Source organism: Pseudomonas sp. URMO17WK12:I11 (genome assembly GCF_007677725.1).
Classification (GTDB): Bacteria; Pseudomonadota; Gammaproteobacteria; order Pseudomonadales; family Pseudomonadaceae; genus Aquipseudomonas.
Window position 1 is genome coordinate 112545 of record NZ_VEDF01000010.1, and the last position, 16732, is coordinate 129276.

At 63.4% G+C, this 16732-nt stretch carries 19 protein-coding genes; 12 read left to right on the top strand and 7 right to left on the bottom strand.

Features of this window, described 5'->3' with window-relative positions; translation table 11 throughout:
* The first annotated feature begins 55 nt into the window (after positions 1-55).
* From hemA to FS665_RS18740, 6 genes are all read left to right on the top strand, one after another.
* Positions 56-1333, top strand: coding sequence for a glutamyl-tRNA reductase (gene hemA / locus FS665_RS18715; RefSeq protein WP_145191734.1), 1278 nt, complete (start codon positions 56-58; stop codon positions 1331-1333).
* Positions 1330-2412 carry a peptide chain release factor 1 gene (prfA, locus tag FS665_RS18720; protein ID WP_145191738.1) on the top strand — a complete coding sequence of 361 codons (1083 nt, stop codon included), beginning with the start codon at positions 1330-1332 and terminating at the stop codon, positions 2410-2412. The genes hemA and prfA overlap by 4 nt, the downstream gene beginning before the upstream one ends.
* Positions 2412-3242, top strand: a complete 831-nt coding sequence (gene prmC, locus FS665_RS18725; RefSeq protein ID WP_145191741.1) for a peptide chain release factor N(5)-glutamine methyltransferase — start codon at positions 2412-2414, stop codon at positions 3240-3242. Before prfA ends, prmC begins: the two co-directional genes overlap by 1 nt.
* On the top strand, positions 3236-3991 hold the full coding sequence (locus FS665_RS18730; RefSeq protein ID WP_145191744.1) for a molybdopterin-synthase adenylyltransferase MoeB: 756 nt from the start codon (positions 3236-3238) through the stop codon (positions 3989-3991). Before prmC ends, FS665_RS18730 begins: the two co-directional genes overlap by 7 nt.
* Positions 3984-4781, top strand: a complete 798-nt coding sequence (murI, locus tag FS665_RS18735; RefSeq protein ID WP_145191747.1) for a glutamate racemase — start codon at positions 3984-3986, stop codon at positions 4779-4781. Before FS665_RS18730 ends, murI begins: the two co-directional genes overlap by 8 nt.
* 103 nt (positions 4782-4884) lie before the next feature.
* Positions 4885-5403, top strand: a complete 519-nt coding sequence (locus FS665_RS18740; RefSeq protein ID WP_145191750.1) for an acyloxyacyl hydrolase — start codon at positions 4885-4887, stop codon at positions 5401-5403.
* 54 nt (positions 5404-5457) lie between these two features.
* Here the strand turns inward: FS665_RS18740 and FS665_RS18745 are convergent, their stop codons facing one another.
* From FS665_RS18745 to FS665_RS18765, 5 genes are all read right to left on the bottom strand, one after another.
* On the bottom strand, positions 5458-6156 hold the full coding sequence (locus FS665_RS18745; RefSeq protein ID WP_145191753.1) for an SDR family oxidoreductase: 699 nt from the start codon (positions 6154-6156) through the stop codon (positions 5458-5460).
* A gap of 20 nt (positions 6157-6176) precedes the next feature.
* Complete coding sequence (phrB, locus tag FS665_RS18750) at positions 6177-7598, bottom strand: deoxyribodipyrimidine photo-lyase (protein WP_145191756.1); 1422 nt, start codon at positions 7596-7598, stop codon at positions 6177-6179.
* Positions 7599-7601: 3 nt separating this feature from the next.
* Positions 7602-8486 carry a MerR family transcriptional regulator gene (locus FS665_RS18755; protein WP_145191758.1) on the bottom strand — a complete coding sequence of 295 codons (885 nt, stop codon included), beginning with the start codon at positions 8484-8486 and terminating at the stop codon, positions 7602-7604.
* Positions 8476-9444: a DUF523 and DUF1722 domain-containing protein gene (locus tag FS665_RS18760; RefSeq protein WP_145191761.1), complete on the bottom strand. Its 969-nt coding sequence runs from the start codon at positions 9442-9444 to the stop codon at positions 8476-8478. Before FS665_RS18760 ends, FS665_RS18755 begins: the two co-directional genes overlap by 11 nt.
* A gap of 107 nt (positions 9445-9551) precedes the next feature.
* On the bottom strand, positions 9552-10538 hold the full coding sequence (locus FS665_RS18765) for an NAD(P)/FAD-dependent oxidoreductase (RefSeq protein ID WP_145191764.1): 987 nt from the start codon (positions 10536-10538) through the stop codon (positions 9552-9554).
* A gap of 187 nt (positions 10539-10725) precedes the next feature.
* On the opposite strand from FS665_RS18765, the gene FS665_RS18770 reads away from it, so the two are divergent.
* Together FS665_RS18770 and hemH are read left to right on the top strand one after the other, a co-directional pair.
* The gene (locus FS665_RS18770) at positions 10726-11631 is read left to right on the top strand and encodes a TIGR01777 family oxidoreductase (protein WP_145191766.1); all 906 of its coding nucleotides are present in this window, start codon (positions 10726-10728) and stop codon (positions 11629-11631) included.
* Between the two features lie 13 nt (positions 11632-11644).
* Complete coding sequence (gene hemH / locus FS665_RS18775) at positions 11645-12658, top strand: ferrochelatase (RefSeq protein WP_145191769.1); 1014 nt, start codon at positions 11645-11647, stop codon at positions 12656-12658.
* A 44-nt stretch (positions 12659-12702) separates the two neighbouring features.
* On the opposite strand, the gene FS665_RS18780 is transcribed toward hemH, so the two are convergent.
* Both FS665_RS18780 and upp read right to left on the bottom strand, forming a co-directional pair.
* A complete protein-coding gene (locus tag FS665_RS18780) occupies positions 12703-13968 on the bottom strand; it encodes a uracil-xanthine permease family protein (protein ID WP_145191771.1) in 1266 nt (421 codons plus the stop codon).
* 2 nt (positions 13969-13970) lie between these two features.
* Positions 13971-14609: a uracil phosphoribosyltransferase gene (upp, locus tag FS665_RS18785; protein WP_145191774.1), complete on the bottom strand. Its 639-nt coding sequence runs from the start codon at positions 14607-14609 to the stop codon at positions 13971-13973.
* Positions 14610-14769: 160 nt separating this feature from the next.
* Here upp and FS665_RS18790 point away from each other — a divergent pair, with 160 nt between their 5' ends.
* The 4 genes from FS665_RS18790 (at position 14770) to FS665_RS18805 (ending at position 16685) form a co-directional block, all read left to right on the top strand.
* Entirely contained in the window at positions 14770-15327 is a 558-nt protein-coding gene (locus FS665_RS18790) for a hypoxanthine-guanine phosphoribosyltransferase (protein WP_145191776.1), read from the top strand.
* Between the two features lie 2 nt (positions 15328-15329).
* Positions 15330-15806 carry a WbuC family cupin fold metalloprotein gene (locus tag FS665_RS18795; RefSeq protein WP_145191779.1) on the top strand — a complete coding sequence of 159 codons (477 nt, stop codon included), beginning with the start codon at positions 15330-15332 and terminating at the stop codon, positions 15804-15806.
* Between the two features lie 50 nt (positions 15807-15856).
* A complete protein-coding gene (locus tag FS665_RS18800) occupies positions 15857-16327 on the top strand; it encodes a hypothetical protein (RefSeq protein WP_145191782.1) in 471 nt (156 codons plus the stop codon).
* Positions 16328-16394: 67 nt separating this feature from the next.
* Positions 16395-16685, top strand: coding sequence for a PA4642 family protein (locus tag FS665_RS18805; protein ID WP_145191785.1), 291 nt, complete (start codon positions 16395-16397; stop codon positions 16683-16685).
* The last annotated feature ends 47 nt before the right edge of the window (positions 16686-16732 follow it).

Here is a 16732-nt window from a genome sequence, read left to right on the forward strand (position 1 = left end):
TAAAACCTGCGAAAGAGGACAATTATCGGCTTCACGTCACAATCAGCGACCTTGCATGGCCTTTCTTGCACTTGGTATCAACCATAAGACTGCCTCGGTAGACGTACGCGAGCGCGTGGCGTTTACCCCTGAGCAGCTGGTCGACGCCCTGCAGCAGCTCTGCCGACTGACCGCCAGCCGCGAGGCGGCGATCCTTTCGACCTGCAACCGCAGCGAGCTCTATATAGAGCAAGACCAGCTCAGCGCCGACGCCGTGCTGCAATGGCTGGCCGATTACCACCGGCTGAGCCTGGACGAACTGCGCGCCAGCGCCTACGTGCACGAAGAGCACGAGGCGGTGAAGCACATGATGCGCGTGGCCTCTGGCCTCGATTCGCTGGTCCTGGGCGAGCCGCAGATTCTCGGTCAGATGAAATCAGCCTACGCCGTGGCGCGCGAAGCCGGTACCGTCGGCCCATTGCTCGGCCGGCTGTTCCAGGCGACCTTCAGCGCCGCCAAGCAAGTGCGTACCGATACGGCCATCGGCGAGAACCCGGTTTCCGTGGCCTTCGCGGCGGTCAGCCTGGCCAGGCAGATCTTCAGCGACCTGGGCCGCAGCCAGGCCTTGCTGATCGGCGCCGGCGAAACCATCACCCTGGTCGCCCGTCACCTGCATGAGCAGGGCGTGCGGCGAATCGTCGTGGCCAACCGAACCCTGGAGCGCGCCAGCATCCTGGCCGAGCAGTTCGGTGCCCATGCCGTGCTGCTGGCCGATATTCCCCAGGAATTGGCCAACAGCGACATCGTCATCAGCTCCACCGCCAGCCAGTTGCCCATTCTCGGCAAGGGTGCGGTGGAAAGCGCGCTCAAACAACGCCGGCACAAGCCGATCTTCATGGTCGATATCGCCGTACCGCGCGACATCGAGCCTGAAGTCGGCGAGCTCGATGACGTGTACTTGTACACCGTCGACGACCTGCACGAGGTGGTCGCGGAAAACCTCAAGAGCCGCCAGGGCGCTGCCCAGGCTGCGGAAGAGCTGGTTGCGGTGGGCGCCGACGATTTCATGGTGCGCCTGCGCGAGCTGGCTGCGGTCGATGTGCTGCGCGCCTATCGCCAGCAAAGCGAGCGGTTGCGCGACGAAGAACTGCAAAAGGCCCAACGCCTGCTGGCCAATGGCGGCAACCCCGAAGAGGTGCTGGCGCAACTGGCGCGCGGCCTGACCAACAAATTGCTGCACGCGCCCAGCGTGCAATTGAAAAAGCTCTCGGCCGAGGGCCGCGTCGATGCGCTGGCCATGGCCCAGGAACTCTTTGCCCTCAACGAGGGCTCGACGGACAAAACCCCGCAATGAAAGCGTCGCTGCTCAATAAACTGGATACGCTTCACGACCGCTTCGAGGAACTCACCGCGCTGCTGGGTGATGCCGAAGTCATTTCCGACCAGACCCGTTTTCGCGCCTATTCACGCGAATATGCCGAAGTCGAGCCGGTGATCGGCGCCTACAACGCATGGCGCAAGGTACAGGACGATCTCGAGGGCGCCCAGGCGCTGCTCAAGGACGCCGATCCGGATCTGCGCGAGATGGCCGTCGAGGAAGTGCGCGATGCCAAGGAGCAACTGCAGGTCCTCGAATCGCAGCTGCAACGCATGCTGCTGCCCAAGGACCCTAACGACGGGCGCAACGTGTTCCTTGAAATTCGTGCCGGCACCGGCGGCGACGAGGCTGCGATCTTCTCCGGCGACCTGTTTCGCATGTACTCGCGCTATGCCGAAAAACGCGGCTGGCGCCTGGAGATCCTCTCGGAGAACGAAGGCGAGCACGGCGGCTACAAGGAAATCATCGCCCGCGTCGAGGGCGACAACGTCTACGGCAAGCTGAAGTTCGAGTCCGGCGCGCACCGCGTCCAGCGGGTGCCGGAAACCGAATCCCAGGGTCGCATCCACACCTCGGCCTGCACGGTGGCCGTGCTGCCCGAGCCCGACGAGCAGGCCGCCATCGAGATCAATCCGGCCGACCTGCGGGTCGACACCTACCGCGCCTCGGGGGCGGGGGGGCAGCACGTCAACAAGACCGATTCGGCGATCCGCATCACCCACTTGCCGACCGGCATCGTCGTGGAATGCCAGGAAGAGCGCTCGCAGCACAAGAACCGCGCCCGTGCCATGTCCTGGCTGTCGGCCAAACTCAACGACATGCAGACCAGCGCCGCTCAGAACGCCATTGCCAGCGAACGTAAGTTGCTGGTGGGTTCCGGTGACCGCTCCGAGCGTATCCGTACCTACAATTATCCGCAGGGCCGGGTCACCGATCACCGCATCAACCTGACGCTTTACTCGCTCGACGATATCCTGGCCGGCGGCGTAGAAGCGGTGATCGAGCCCTTGCTGGCCGAATACCAGGCCGACCAGTTGGCCGCTCTGGGGGACTGATGACCATCATTGCCAGCCTGCTGCGCAACGCGCAGCTGCCAGATTCACCCTCAGCGCGCCTGGATGCCGAATTGTTGCTAGCCGCCGCCATTGGCAAATCGCGCAGCTACCTGCACACCTGGCCCGAGCGTATTGTCAGCAGCGAACATGCCGAGGCTTTCGCAGGCTATCTGACGCGCCGCCGCGCCGGCGAGCCGGTGGCCTATATCCTGGGTCAGCAAGGGTTCTGGAAGCTTGACCTGGAAGTCGCTGCGCATACCTTGATCCCGCGGCCGGATACCGAGCTGCTGGTGGAAACCGGCCTGCAACTGCAGTCCGCGTCACCGGCCAAGGTCCTTGACCTGGGCACCGGCAGCGGCGCCATCGCCTTGGCCCTGGCCAGCGAGCGCCCGGCCTGGCGAGTGACGGCGGTAGACCGCGTCGAGCAGGCTGTTGCCCTGGCCGAGCGCAACCGCCAGCGCCTGGGCCTGGAGAACGTGCAGGTGTTGGTCAGCCACTGGTTCGCCAGCTTGGTCGGGCAGCGCTTCGACGTCATCTTGAGCAACCCGCCGTACATACGGGCCGAAGACCCCCACTTGACAGAAGGCGATGTGCGCTTCGAGCCAAGCAGCGCACTGGTCGCAGGCGCCGATGGGCTGGACGATTTGCGCGCGATCGTCGAGCAGGCGCCTGCACACTTGCAGCCTGGCGGCTGGCTGCTGCTCGAACACGGTTACGACCAGGCCGAACAGGTGCGGGGGCTGCTTGCGGCGCAAGGCTTCAGCGATGTTGAAAGCCGCATGGACCTGGGCGGTCATCAACGGATTTCCCTGGGGCGTCTGCCATGCTGAGTGATCAGGAACTGTTGCGTTACAGCCGGCAGATCCTGCTGTCGCAGGTCGACATAGACGGCCAGCTGCGACTCAAGCGCAGCAAGGCGTTGATCGTGGGACTGGGCGGCCTCGGCTCACCGGTGGCGCTGTATCTGGCGGCAGCGGGAGTGGGCGAGCTGCACCTGGCCGATTTCGACATGGTGGACCTGACCAACCTGCAGCGCCAGGTGATCCATGACAGCGACAGTGTCGGCTTGAGCAAAGTCGACTCGGCGCTCCAGCGCTTGCAGGCGATCAACCCAGAGGTGGCGCTGGTCGCTCACCGTCAGGCGCTCGATGAAGACAGCCTGAGCGCTGCGGTGAAGGCGGTCGATCTGGTACTCGATTGTTCGGACAACTTCGCGACCCGTGAAGCGGTCAACGCGGCGTGCTTCGCCCACGGCAAGCCGCTGGTCAGCGGCGCCGCGATTCGCCTGGAAGGTCAGCTGTCGGTGTTCGATCCGCGCCGTGATTCCAGCCCTTGCTACCACTGTCTGTACGGCCATGGCAGCGAAGCGGAACTGACCTGTAGCGAAGCGGGCGTGATCGGCCCGCTGGTGGGGCTGGTGGGCAGCCTGCAAGCGTTGGAAGCGTTGAAGCTGCTGGCCGGTTTCGGCGAGCCGCTGGTGGGCCGGCTGCTGTTGATCGATGCCCTCAGCACGCGCCTGCGCGAGTTGCGGGTCAAGCGCGACCCTGCGTGCCCGGTCTGTGCGCAGCGCGATGGCTGAGCGTTCGGCGCCGGTGGGCGTCATGGACTCGGGCGTCGGTGGTTTGTCGGTGCTGGCCGAGATCCAGCGCTTGCTTCCCAACGAATCGCTGCTGTACGTGGCTGACTGCGGTCACGTGCCTTACGGCGAGAAATCGGCGGACTATATCCGCCAGCGCTGCCGCCATATTGCCCAGTTCTTCCGCGCCCAGGGCGCCAAGGCGATGGTACTTGCCTGCAACACCGCCACTGTTGCCGCTGTAGCAGACCTGCGCGCGTTGTACCCCGACTGGCCGCTGGTCGGCATGGAACCTGCGGTCAAGCCGGCCGCTGCGGCCACCCGCTCGGGGGTTGTGGGCGTATTGGCCACCACCGGCACCTTGCAGAGTGCCAAGTTCGCGGCTTTGCTCGACCGTTTCGCCAGCGATGTGCGCGTGGTCACCCAGCCTTGCCCGGGGCTGGTCGAACGCATCGAAAGCGGTGACCTGAGCAGCGAGCCGTTGCGCCAGCTGCTGTGGGGCTACGTCGAGCCACTGCTGGCGGCCGGCTGCGACACCCTGATTTTGGGCTGCACCCATTACCCATTTCTGCGGCCATTGCTGGCGCAGATGGTGCCTGCGGACGTTGCCGTCATCGACACCGGCGCCGCCGTGGCGCGCCAGTTGCAGCGCCTGCTGGGCGCGCATGAGCTGCTGGCGCAGGGGCCGTCCCGTGACACAGCGTTCTGGACCAGCGCCGAGCCAGATGCCCTTATCGCCATCCTGCCCACGCTCTGGCGGCCGTCCTCGAACGTGCAGCTTTTCGACGTGTAAAAAATTCGTGAAATAGCTGAACTATCGTACCAGTTCGGCTTTCTATGCCTGAGCCTGACACAAGGCGACACTTAAAACGGCATTGGAAAGAAGGACACATCTCATGAGAAAACTGCTCGGACTCGCGGCGTTCGCTGCACTCACGCTGGGGCAGGTGGCAGCCGTGCAAGCGGCGGATGCATCGTTTTCGGTGGGGCAGACCGGCGATTCGACAATGGTGTACCGCCTGGGCCTGCAGTCCAACTGGGACGCCAGCTGGTGGCAGACCAGCGTCGGTCGCATAACCGGTTACTGGGATGGTGCCTATACCTATTGGGATGGCGATGACACGGCAAGCAACCACAGCCTGTCGTTCGCACCGGTATTCGTTTATGAGTTCGCAGGCAATACCGTCAAGCCGTACATCGAGGCGGGGATCGGCGTCGCGGCGTTCTCCAGCACCGAACTTGAAAGCAACAAGCTGGGCTCGACCTTCCAGTTCGAAGACCGCATCGGCTTCGGCCTGCGTTTTGCCGGTGGGCATGAGGTCGGTGTACGGGCAATCCACTATTCCAACGCCGGCATCAAGCAACCCAACGATGGCGTCGAAAGCTACAGCCTGCATTACCGCATGGCGCTCTGATCAGCCAAGGCCCGGCCTCTTCGGTTTCGACCTGAAGAGGCTGGGTCTTGCCAGTCAACGCGCCATTGGCCACAGACTGGCGGTGTCCATCGTCTCCAGAATCAACTCCGGTTCGCGCAGGGCAAGGCGCGACAACAACTCGCTCGCTGCGCTTTGCGCGGTCCAGGATTGGGGCACGGCCTTTGCCGTGGTCAGTGGCGCCTTGAGTGACTGCGGCGCCACCACGGTCAGGTCGATGCCGCGTTCCTTGAGCGCCTCGCGCTGCTCCCGCGACCACTGCGGCAGGTTGTTCCAGCCCGCTGCAACGCGCGTCGGCGAATGCAGCTGCAAGGCTGAATAGCGATTGAAGATCATCATGACCTGCGGCATCCGGCCTTTGGCCAGCAGTGGCAGCGCCCCAGCCAGGCAGTGCTCGGCGGCCAGTTGATTATCGGTGACGATGGTTTCGAAGACCGCGTCGTTGGCCACGCCATCGGCTAGATAATCGGTGGTTCCGGCGTTGATGATCAATCCGTCCAGCGCAGGCCAGGCATCGCACAGCTGCTGCGTAGCCTTGGCAGCCTGATCCTTCTTGTGCAGATGGCCATCAAGCAGCAGCAGCTCGCTGCGGTACTGTGCGGCCAATTCATCCAGTTGCGCGCTTGCTCTGCCACTTGCGGCGACCCGGTGCCCTTGTTCGAGCAACCTTTGCACCAAGGCCAGTCCCAATCCGTTGCTGGCCCCTGTAACCCAGAAACTACGCGAATGATTCAAGGTGCTGCCCTCTGCTACCCCTAGCGGCGCGGAAGGTTTTTGAAGGCCTCCAGCGCCCGTTGGCGACTACTACTAAGATCGACGATGGGATTAGGATACTTACCGCTGGCAAAAAGATCCCTAGACTTGAAGGGCTGATGCACAGATTTATCGTCCAAATCCGCCAACTCTGGCAACCAGTGCTTGATGAACACTGCGTCTGGATCGAATCGCTCAGACTGTGAGGTCGGATTGAAAATCCGGAAGTAGGGGACTGAATCGGTTCCGGTTGAAGCGCTCCACTGCCAGCCGCCGTTGTTGGCCGCCAGATCACCGTCGATCAAATGCTGCATGAAATGGCGCTCACCCAGGCGCCAGTCGATCAGCAGGTTCTTGCTGAGGAACATGGCGACGATCATGCGCAGACGGTTGTGCATCCACCCGCAGTGCAGCAACTGGCGCATGGCAGCATCGATGATCGGGAAGCCGGTACGGCCCTCTTGCCATGCCTTGAAATCATCCGGCGCGTCGCGCCAGGGCAGTGCTTCGGTGTGGGCGCGGAAAGCACGGTGGCGGGAGACCTGTGGATAACCGGTCAGGATATGCTTGTAGAACTCGCGCCAGATCAGCTCGCTGATCCAGGTCTGTACCCCACTGTTGCCGCTGTCGAACTCGCCGCGGTTGCTGCTCAGCGCGGCGTGCAGGCAGTGCCGGGGCGAGATCACCCCGGCTGCCAGGTAGGCCGACAGCTGGCTGGTGCCAGGCTTGGCGGGCAGGTCGCGCAGGCGTTCGTAGTCTTCCACGGTTTCATCGAGAAAGCGGCTGAGCCTGGCCTGCGCCTCGCCTTCACCGGCAGGCCACTGGTCGATGAGTGCGCGCGCGGGCTTTGCAAAGCCGTCGATATGCTGCGGGATCGGGTCGCTGGCGATGTCGAGTGGCTTTTGCGCCTTGATTCGAGGCGCCAGCGACGGCAGGCTGCGGTGCAGATGCTCAAGACAGACTTTCTTGAACTGACCGAACACCTGAAAGTAGTCACCGCTGCGGGTCAGGATGGTGCCTGGGCGGAACAGCAACTGGTCGAGGTGGCTGAACGCCTGGATCTGTGAGTCTTCCAGCAGCTTGCGCGTGGCGGTATCGCGACGCGCCTCGTGGATGCCGTACTCATCGTTCCAGTGCACCGCGTCGATGCCGTGACGCCGGCAGACATCGAGCACGGCAGCTGGGGCCTGGTCCCAGGTGTCGATTTTGCGCACCAGCAAAGGAATGTGGAGTTTATCGAGTGCCTTGCGCAGTTCGCGCAGATTGCGCAGCCAGAAATCCACCTTGCATGGCGCATCGTCGTGGGCCTGCCACTGGCCGGGGCTGGCCAGCCACAAGGCGACCGTCGGGCCGCGCTCGCAGGCCGCGCTAAGGGCGGTGTTGTCATCGATGCGCAGGTCGCTGCGCAGCCAGATCAATTGCATGGATTACTCTTCGATAGGGCGGCGGTCGGAGTGCTGCAGCGCGCGCAGCGCTGCCTGGGGGGTATCGAACAGACTGACCCCTGGCAGGTCGAGGCCACGCAGTTTTTCCTGGTGCAGCGCGAGGGTCGCGCCGCCCAGCAATTTAGGCCCGGCGATACCGTTCAGGGTGCGCTGCAGCGCCGCGATGTCGATGCGCGGGCCAAGGTGCAGCAGCACTGCCCGCGGTCGCAGGGCGTTGACGGCACGCTGTAACTGCACGCCGCCCACGGGCTGCTCGAGCACTTCTACCGGGATACCGTTGCTGCTCAGCAGCCAGGTGCATAGCCACAGCCCCGGGTTCATCGGCTGTTCGCTGTCTTCGCACAGCAGCACGGCCGGACCTTGCAGCGACTGATTGTCGTGATAGACCCGCGCCCCCAGCTTGCTGCGCAGCCAGGTGTGGAAAAACACCTGCTCCAGGCGGGCGTTGAAATGGTTGCGCCAACGCACGGCCAGCGCTTCTTGAAGCGGCAGCAGCAACTGCTCGCACAAGGTGACCGCCGGATACAGCGCCATCACTTGGTTCAATTGCTGGTCGAGGGCCTGCTGAGACAGCTCGGCGATGGCGTCGATCAAGCGCTGCTGGCGGACTTGCCAGTCGCCTACAGGCACCTGTTCGGTGGGGAGTTCGAGCAACCCCTTGACCTGGCCCACCGATGCGCCGCGCTGCAGCCAGGCCAGGATCGCTTCGACGCGTTCGAGCTGATCTGGCCCATACAGGCGATGGCCTTTGGCCGTGCGCTGCGGCTTCAGCAGGCCGTAGCGCCGCTCCCAGGCCCGCAGGGTCACCGGATTGACCCCGGTGCGCCGCGCCAGCTCGCCTATCGGCAGCAGTGCCTCAGACAGCATTGCGCAGGCCAAGGCTGTCTGGGTGGGGATGCAGATAGGCTTGCTGTTCCAGGTACGGGTCGGGGTGCTTGCGCAGATAGTGCTTGAGCAGGGTCAATGGCACTACCAGCGGCACTTCACCCTGTTGGTACTGCCCGATGATGTGCTGCAGTTCGGCTTTGTCCTGCTGGGTCAGCGCGTCCTTGAAGTAGCCGCTCAGGTGCTGCAGCACGTTGCAGTGCGTGCCACGGCTGGCGGGACGACGCAGGGCCTGCATCAGTTGGCTGAAATAGGCTTGGCCGAGTACCTGCGGGTCGTCCTCGCGACGCATGGTGCCGAGCAGCCGGCCGAGTTCGCGATAGGCCTTGGGGTTGTTGGCCATCAACAGGTACTTGTAGCGGGAGTGAAATTGCACCAGGGCGCCACGGCTCAAGCCTTGCGCGCGCAGGTGCTGCCAGTCGGCGTAGGCGTAGACGCGACTGATGAAATTCTCGCGCAGCACCGGGTCGTGCAGGCGACCTTCTTCTTCTACTGGAAGGTCCGGGCGGCGGGCGCAGAACGCTGCGGCGTAGGCCCCCGTGCCACCCTTGGGCGCTGAGTAGCCGTTGGCCTGGTAGACCTTGACCCGCTCCAGGCCGCACGATGGGGACTTCTGCATGAAGATGTAGCCGCAGATGTCCGTCAACTCGCCGGCCATCTGCTCGCCGTAACGGCGCAGTGGGGCGGTGAAATCTTCATCGGGGTTGCGCGTGCCGACCACCGAGGGGTTATCAGGGTCACCGATCAGCCTGATTGGATCGCGCGGCACGCTCAGGCCGATCGCCACCTCAGGGCAGACGGTCTGCCACTCGAAGTGCGCCTCCAGTTGTTCTCGGCACAGGTCGGAATTCTTGTGCCCGCCGTTATAGCGCACGTTGTGGCCGGTAAGGCAGGCGCTGATAGCGATACGGGGCTTATGCGGCAGAGTGGGTTCGTGCATGGCTGACTCCGAAAACTTGTACATTTGAGCAGTCGTGTACAACAAGGTTCCAGCCCCTGCAGGAACTTCTGCCGGCACTGAGACGATGACCCACGATCAACTACGCGTCATTCCAAGTGTTCGAGCAACCGCCGCGCTGCTTCCTGGCCGCTGAGCCACGCACCTTCGACGCGGCCAGAGAGACACCAATCGCCACAGGCGTACAGGCCTTGATCGGCATCGGCCAGGGCGCCCCATTCATGCGTGCCGGCAGGCCGTGCATAAAGCCAGCGGTGCGCCAGGGCGAAGCTTGGCGCCGGCACGACGCAGCCGACCAGCTCGGCGAATTCGCCGCGCAGGTGCTCGATCACCGCTTCCTTGGCCAGGTCGATGTGCTGTTTGCTCCAGTCCGAGGTGGCGTGCAGCACCCAGGTGTCGAGCAGCGCTTCACGACCAGGCTTGCTGCGGTTGCGGGCGAGCCAGTCGAGCGCGCTGTTCTGCACGAAACAGCCTTGCATCGGGGTCGCCAGGGGCGCTTCGAAGCCCAAGGCGACAGCCCAGGTCGGCTCCATCTGCACGCCCGCGACGACCGCCGCCAGCTTGGGTGTGGCCGCCAGCAACGGTGTGGCTTGCGGAGCAGGCACAGCGATGACTACGCGGCTGAATGGGCCGTGGCTGCAGCCTTCGGTGTCCTGCAGGTGCCAATAATCTTTGCCGCGAAACACCTCGGCAATACGGCAGCCGAAATTCACCGGCACGTCGTGCAGCAGCCCGCGGGTGATGGCGCTCATGCGCGGCACGCCGACCCAGCGGGTCTGCTCATCGGGGGAGGGGGTCAGTTCACCGTCGCGGTAGTTGTACAGCTGCGGCTTCCACTGTTCAGCCCAGCCGGCGCTGACCCATTGCTGGACTTGCTCGACAAAGCGGCGGTCGCGCGCGGTGAAGTATTGCGCGCCGAGGTCGAGCGCGCCGGCCTCGCTGCGTTTGCTGGCCATGCGCCCGCCACTGCCGTGGCCTTTGTCGAAAAGATGCACGGTTTGCCCGGCCTTGCGCAGCGCCTGGGCGGCGGAAAGGCCGGCGATACCGGCACCGATGATGGCAATAGGTACTGTCATGATGGCCTCTTCGAACCTTGCTGTAGGCAGACTACGCTGTCGAGCAAACCTGTACAATGCACAAAATTTGTATAAGGTTATACCGCATCATTGGCCTGATGGCCTATGTTTATCCGAGAGCGATTGGTCTGGAAAAGTGCCTTGATCTTAAAAATAGACCATGGCCGCAGCCTGCGAGGACACAGCCATGCATATCTTGCTGACAGGCGGTACCGGCTTGATCGGCCAGCACCTTTGCCGGTACTGGCTCGCCAAGGGCCATCGGCTCACGGTATGGAGCCGGCGCCCTGAGCAGGTCCCCCGGCTGTGTGGCAGCGCGGTAAGGGGGATCGCTCAGCTTCACGAGCTGGACGCCGACGACCCTCTCGATGCGGTGGTCAACCTGGCCGGTGCACCGATCGCCGATCGGCCGTGGACGGCGTCACGGCGCAGCCTGCTATGGGCCAGTCGCATCAGCTTGACCGAACAGTTGCTGGCGTGGCTTGGCAGCCGTGAGCAACGCCCCGAGGTGCTGATCTCGGGATCAGCCGTAGGCTGGTACGGCGATGGCGGTGAGCGCGAGCTGACCGAAGCCTCGCCACCCGTGCGTGAAGACTTCGCCAGCCGGCTGTGCATCGCCTGGGAAGAAACCGCGCACCGTGCGCAGCACCTGGGCATCCGCGTGGTGCTGGTGCGCACGGGGCTGGTCCTGGCCAGCGATGGTGGCTTTCTGTCGCGCCTGCGCCTGCCGTTCAAGCTGGGGCTGGGCGGGCCGCTGGGGCACGGTCGGCAATGGATGCCATGGATCCATGTCGATGATCATATCGCCCTGATTGATTTTCTCATGCAGCACAAGGCCGCCAGCGGTCCCTATAATGCCTGCGCACCAGAGCCTGTGCGCAACCGCGAGTTTGCCAAGCAGCTCGGGCGGGCGTTGCATCGCCCTGCGGTGCTTGCGGTGCCTGGCTTGCTGCTCAAGGCTGGCCTGGGTGAGCTGTCGACGTTGCTGCTCGGCGGCCAGCGGGCGCTGCCGCAACGCGCGCTGGAAGCAGGCTTCACCTTCCGCTTCACCGACTTACCCTCGGCCCTGGGCGATCTGGCCACGGGTCTTTGAAATAGGATGCTGCATGACTGATCACGCTCTATTGCTGGTCAACCTGGGTTCCCCGGCTTCCACCTCGGTGACCGATGTGCGCCGCTACCTGAACCAGTTTCTCATGGACCCGTACGTGGTCGACTTGCCTTGGCCGCTGCGCCGTCTGCTGGTGTCGTTGATCTTGATCAAACGGCCGGAGCAGTCGGCCCATGCCTATGCCTCGATCTGGTGGGACGAAGGCTCGCCCTTGGTGGTGCTGACCCGGCGCCTGCAGGCGGCAATGGTCGAGCACTGGCCCCATGGGCCGGTGGAAATCGCCATGCGCTATGGCCAGCCGGCGCTACCCGATGTACTTGCGCGCCTGGCCGCGCAAGGCGTGCGCAAGGTGACCTTGGCGCCGCTGTATCCGCAGTTCGCCGACAGCACCGTGACGACTGTGGTCGAGCAGGCCAGGCAAACCATCGCCGAGCAGCAGTTGCCGTTGCAGATGCGCGTATTGCAGCCGTTCTACGACCAGCCAGACTATATCGACGCACTGGTCGCCAGCGCTCGTCCATACCTGGAGCAGGCGTACGACCACCTGCTGTTGAGCTTCCACGGCTTGCCAGAGCGGCATCTGAAAAAACTCTACCGGCCCGCTGCGCACGATCTGCGCGCCGCCGATTGTTGCAAGGACGCCAGTGCCGAGGTGCGCGCGGTGTGTTATCGCGGCCAGTGCCAATCGACCGCCAAGGCGTTCGCGGCGAAGCTGGGTATACCAGACGGTAAATGGTCGGTGTCGTTCCAGTCACGCCTGGGGCGTGACAAGTGGATCGAGCCCTACACCGAAACGCGCCTGGACGAGTTGGCCAAGTCGGGGGTCAAGAAGCTATTGGTGATGTGCCCGGCCTTCGTCGCCGACTGCATCGAAACCCTCGAGGAGATCGGCATGCGCGGCAGTGAGCAGTTCGTCGAGGCTGGTGGTCAGGAGCTGGTCCTGGTGCCGTGCCTGAATGATCACCCGCACTGGGTGAAAGTGTTGGCGGGAATGTGCGAGAAGGCGTGAAGCGAAGGGGCCGCCAGGCGGCCCCATCGTGGTAACCGAGCGTGTTACGCGTCCGGACGCTTGTGCTTCCAGCCATCGTTGCCGGGCAGGATCAGGTTCAGGGCGATCGCCACCACTGCGCACAGGGCAATGCCTTTGAGGCCCCAGTCATCCGGGCCGTCGCCGCTGCCGACCAGCACGCCACCGATGCCGAACACCAGGGTCACCGAGACGATCACCAGGTTGCGCGCTTCGGCCAAATCGATCTTGTGGCGGATCATGGTATTCATGCCCACCGCTGCGATCGAACCGAACAGCAGGCACAGGATGCCGCCCATCACCGGCACTGGAATGCTCTGCAACAGGGCGCCGAACTTGCCGATGAAGGCCAGGGTGATGGCGAACACCGCCGCCCAGGTCATGATCTTCGGGTTGTAGTTCTTGGTCAGCATCACCGCGCCGGTGACTTCGGCATAGGTGGTATTGGGCGGGCCGCCGAACAAGCCTGCGGCGGTGGTGGCCAGGCCGTCACCCAGCAGGGTGCGATGCAGCCCCGGTTTTTTCAGGTAATCGCGGCCTGTCACGCTGCCCACGGCGATCACCCCGCCGATGTGTTCGATCGCCGGCGCCAGGGCGACCGGGACGATGAACAGGATGGCCTGCCAGTTGAACGCCGGTGCCGTGAAGTTGGGAATCTCAAGCCACGGCGCCGCAGCGATCTTGGCCGTGTCGACCACGCCAAAAACGAAGGCCAGGGCAAAGCCCACCAGCACGCCGGCGATGATCGGCACCAGGCGGAAGATGCCTTTGCCGAACACGGCGACGATCAGGGTCGTCAGCAGCGCCGGCATGGAAATCAGCATGGCGGTCTTGTACGGCATCAGCGCAGTGCCGTCACCGGCCTTGCCCATCGCCATGTTGGCGGCGATCGGGGCCATGGCCAGGCCGATGGAGATGATCACCGGGCCAATCACCACGGGCGGCAGCATGCGGTCGATGAAACCGGTGCCCTTGATCTTCACCATCAGGCCCATGAAGGTGTACACGAAGCCTGCGGCCATCACCCCGCCCATGGTCTCGGCCAGGCCGAACTGACCTTTGGCGAGGATGATCGGAGTGATGAAGGCGAAGCTCGAGGCCAGGAACACCGGAACCTGGCGGCCGGTGACCAACTGGAACAGCAGGGTGCCGATGCCGGCGGTGAACAGCGCGACGTTGGGGTCGAGGCCGGTGATCAGGGGCATCAGCACCAGCGCGCCGAATGCCACGAAGAGCATCTGCGCGCCTGAGACGACCTGGCGCCAGAGCGGGTCGTTGAAGCCGTCCTGCATGGTCAGGCGTCCTTCTGCTTGGTGCCGAAGATCTTGTCACCGGCATCGCCCAGGCCTGGGACGATATAACCATGCTCGTTCAGCTGCTGGTCGATCGAGGCGGTGTAGATCTGCACGTCAGGGTGGGCTTTTTCCACCACTTCGATGCCTTCTGGGGCAGCGACCAGGACCATGGCGCGAATCTCTTTGCACCCGGCTTTCTTCAGCAGGTCGATGGTGGCGACCATCGAACCACCGGTGGCTAGCATCGGGTCGATGATCAGGGCCAGGCGCTGGTTGATGTCGGGGGCGAGCTTTTCCAGATAGGTGTGCGCCTCGAAGGTCTGCTCGTTGCGGGCAACGCCGACGGCACTGACCTTGGCACCCGGGATCAGGCTGAGCACGCCATCGAGCATGCCGATACCGGCACGCAGAATCGGCACGACGGTGATCTTCTTACCGGCGATCTTTTCAACTTGCACCTTGCCACACCAGCCGTCGATCTCGTAGGTTTCCAGCGGCAGGTCTTGGGTGGCTTCGTAGGTCAGCAGTGCACCGACTTCCTGGGCGAGTTCGCGAAAATTCTTGGTGCTGATGTCGGCACGGCGCATCAGGCCGAGCTTGTGGCGGATCAGCGGATGGCGGATCTCACGAGTTGGCATAGGGGGCTCCGAAAGGCGGGCAAAAAAACCGCGCTAGATTAATCTATTCAGCCTTTGCTGTCGTGTAGTCCTTTTGCACGTTAGTCCATAAATGCTTGATCTGTGACGAGCGGATGCGTACCTTTGCCCGCTTTTCCAAAATGCCCCCCTGGAGAGCGCCATGTCCGCTGATCTCGAGCACATCCGTCAAGTCATGCGCGAGGCAGACTGCCTGTACACCGAAGCCGAAGTCGAAGCGGCGATCGCCTCGGTCGGCGAACACATCAGCAAAGACCTGGCCGATCTCAACCCCGTGGTGTTCTGCGTCATGAACGGCGGGCTGATCTTCGCGGGCAAGTTGCTGACCCACCTGCAATTCCCGCTGGAGGTTTCGTACATCCACGCCACCCGCTACCGCAACCAGACCAGTGGCGGCGAGTTGTTCTGGAAGGCCAAGCCGGAGGTATCGTTCATCGATCGCGACGTGCTGATCGTCGACGACATCCTCGACGAGGGCCACACCCTCAGCGCCATCATCGAGTTCTGCAAACATGCTGGCGCACGCGCCGTGCACACTGCGGTGCTGATCGACAAGGACCACGACCGCAAAGCCAGCCCGGGCCTCAAGGCCAGCTACGCCGGGCTGCCCTGCATCGATCGCTATATCTTCGGCTATGGTATGGACTATAAAGGCTACTGGCGTAACGCCAACGGTATCTTCGCTGTCAAAGGACTGTAATCATGTCGCAGCCTGCTTTCATCGACCAAACGTTGTTCGCGGGGCTGGCGCGTAAAGCCGCGGACGCCCCGCGTGGGCGCCACCATCACAATTTTCACCAGATGGAAGACCCCTGCCACCGCCTGGCGGTCGGCTTGCAACCCGGCACCTACATCGCGCCGCACCGGCACCTGAGCGAAGACAAGGCCGAGACCTTGCTGGCGCTCAAAGGGCGTCTGGGCTTGTTGCTGTTCGACGAACAGGGTGCGGTGACCGACACGCGCGTTCTCGAGGCAGGCGGCGATTGCCTGGGGGTCGATCTGACGCCTGGGATCTTTCACAGCCTGGTGGTGCTGGAGGCCGATACCATCCTCTTCGAGTGCAAGGCTGGCCCCTACCGTGCCTTGGCCGAGGGCGAGCATGCGCCGTGGGCGCCGCGCGAAGGCGAGGCCGGTGTTGCCGACTACCAGGCGTGGATGGCCCAGCACTTCGAGCGATAAGCACCCTGCACCAGCATGCTAGAGTGCGCCTTCATGCCAAGGAGCCTCACATGCGTGCGATTCTTCCCCTGCTGCTGGCGGTGAGCCTGCCTCTCGCCGCAGCGCCGCTGCACAGCCAGTTCCTCCCGCCCGATGACCAGTCCCTGCGCCAGGAAGCGCCGACCGGCCAGCAATTGCTGCAAGTCACCGACTACGCCGTGGTGGTGGGCGCACAGCGCCCGTCCGACCAGCAACCCATCCCGATCACTGCCTCGCTGCAGATGCGTCTGAAGGGTAAACCGCTGAGCAAGGGTGCCACCATCAGCCAGGTGCTGCTGACCTTCGACGGTGAAGCGGGTAAAAGCCTGAAAAAGCCGGTCTACGATGACAAGACGCGCACCCTGAGCCTCAACTACCCGGCCAGCGATTACCGCGTGATCATGGATTTGCTGCGCAACGAGACGCTCTACGTGCAGTTTCTGACCTACGCCAATGGCCACATCTGGGCCGACTTGCATACGGGCACCGTACGTTCGCGTTGAGGCGCGCCGCCTGTGGGGGGTAAACTGCCGGCCTTCGAAATTCCATGATGGTCAGTTGGAGCCGGCAATGCGCAAAGACAAGAAGCAGGTGATTGGTGACGAAATCAGCGACGACTACGTGAAGTCGTTCCTTCAGTTCGAGCCTGCCGATGGGCTGACTTCACCTTCGCACCACAAGCTGATCAAGGCTTACCGCGGCCTGCGTGTGGACGACTTCGAGCGTTTCGTTGGCTTCTTCGTTGAAGCCGGCCTGGATCTGGACGGCAAGGACGAGCATGGCCAGAGCTTCGCGCAAGTGATCGCCGATCAGCGCAATGCCCCTGAGTACCTCGAGATCATCGCCAAGGCGCGTGGCTGATAAACAGCCAGGTAAAAAAAACGCCCCGAGAGGCGTTTTTTTTTGCG

What these genes read in the sequence shown, in the direction of transcription:
- FS665_RS18805 (WP_145191785.1), top strand. Translation starts at nt 16,395, where the DNA reads ATGCGCAAAGACAAGAAGCAGGTGATTGGTGACGAAATCAGCGACGAC.
- upp (WP_145191774.1), bottom strand. Translation starts at nt 14,609, where the DNA reads ATGCCAACTCGTGAGATCCGCCATCCGCTGATCCGCCACAAGCTCGGC.
- FS665_RS18800 (WP_145191782.1), top strand. Translation starts at nt 15,857, where the DNA reads ATGCGTGCGATTCTTCCCCTGCTGCTGGCGGTGAGCCTGCCTCTCGCC.
- prmC (WP_145191741.1), top strand. Translation starts at nt 2,412, where the DNA reads ATGACCATCATTGCCAGCCTGCTGCGCAACGCGCAGCTGCCAGATTCA.
- hemA (WP_145191734.1), top strand. Translation starts at nt 56, where the DNA reads ATGGCCTTTCTTGCACTTGGTATCAACCATAAGACTGCCTCGGTAGAC.
- FS665_RS18765 (WP_145191764.1), bottom strand. Translation starts at nt 10,538, where the DNA reads ATGACAGTACCTATTGCCATCATCGGTGCCGGTATCGCCGGCCTTTCC.
- FS665_RS18740 (WP_145191750.1), top strand. Translation starts at nt 4,885, where the DNA reads ATGAGAAAACTGCTCGGACTCGCGGCGTTCGCTGCACTCACGCTGGGG.
- FS665_RS18730 (WP_145191744.1), top strand. Translation starts at nt 3,236, where the DNA reads ATGCTGAGTGATCAGGAACTGTTGCGTTACAGCCGGCAGATCCTGCTG.
- FS665_RS18795 (WP_145191779.1), top strand. Translation starts at nt 15,330, where the DNA reads ATGTCGCAGCCTGCTTTCATCGACCAAACGTTGTTCGCGGGGCTGGCG.
- murI (WP_145191747.1), top strand. Translation starts at nt 3,984, where the DNA reads ATGGCTGAGCGTTCGGCGCCGGTGGGCGTCATGGACTCGGGCGTCGGT.
- FS665_RS18770 (WP_145191766.1), top strand. Translation starts at nt 10,726, where the DNA reads ATGCATATCTTGCTGACAGGCGGTACCGGCTTGATCGGCCAGCACCTT.
- FS665_RS18760 (WP_145191761.1), bottom strand. Translation starts at nt 9,444, where the DNA reads ATGCACGAACCCACTCTGCCGCATAAGCCCCGTATCGCTATCAGCGCC.
- FS665_RS18780 (WP_145191771.1), bottom strand. Translation starts at nt 13,968, where the DNA reads ATGCAGGACGGCTTCAACGACCCGCTCTGGCGCCAGGTCGTCTCAGGC.
- hemH (WP_145191769.1), top strand. Translation starts at nt 11,645, where the DNA reads ATGACTGATCACGCTCTATTGCTGGTCAACCTGGGTTCCCCGGCTTCC.
- phrB (WP_145191756.1), bottom strand. Translation starts at nt 7,598, where the DNA reads ATGCAATTGATCTGGCTGCGCAGCGACCTGCGCATCGATGACAACACC.
- prfA (WP_145191738.1), top strand. Translation starts at nt 1,330, where the DNA reads ATGAAAGCGTCGCTGCTCAATAAACTGGATACGCTTCACGACCGCTTC.
- FS665_RS18755 (WP_145191758.1), bottom strand. Translation starts at nt 8,486, where the DNA reads ATGCTGTCTGAGGCACTGCTGCCGATAGGCGAGCTGGCGCGGCGCACC.
- FS665_RS18790 (WP_145191776.1), top strand. Translation starts at nt 14,770, where the DNA reads ATGTCCGCTGATCTCGAGCACATCCGTCAAGTCATGCGCGAGGCAGAC.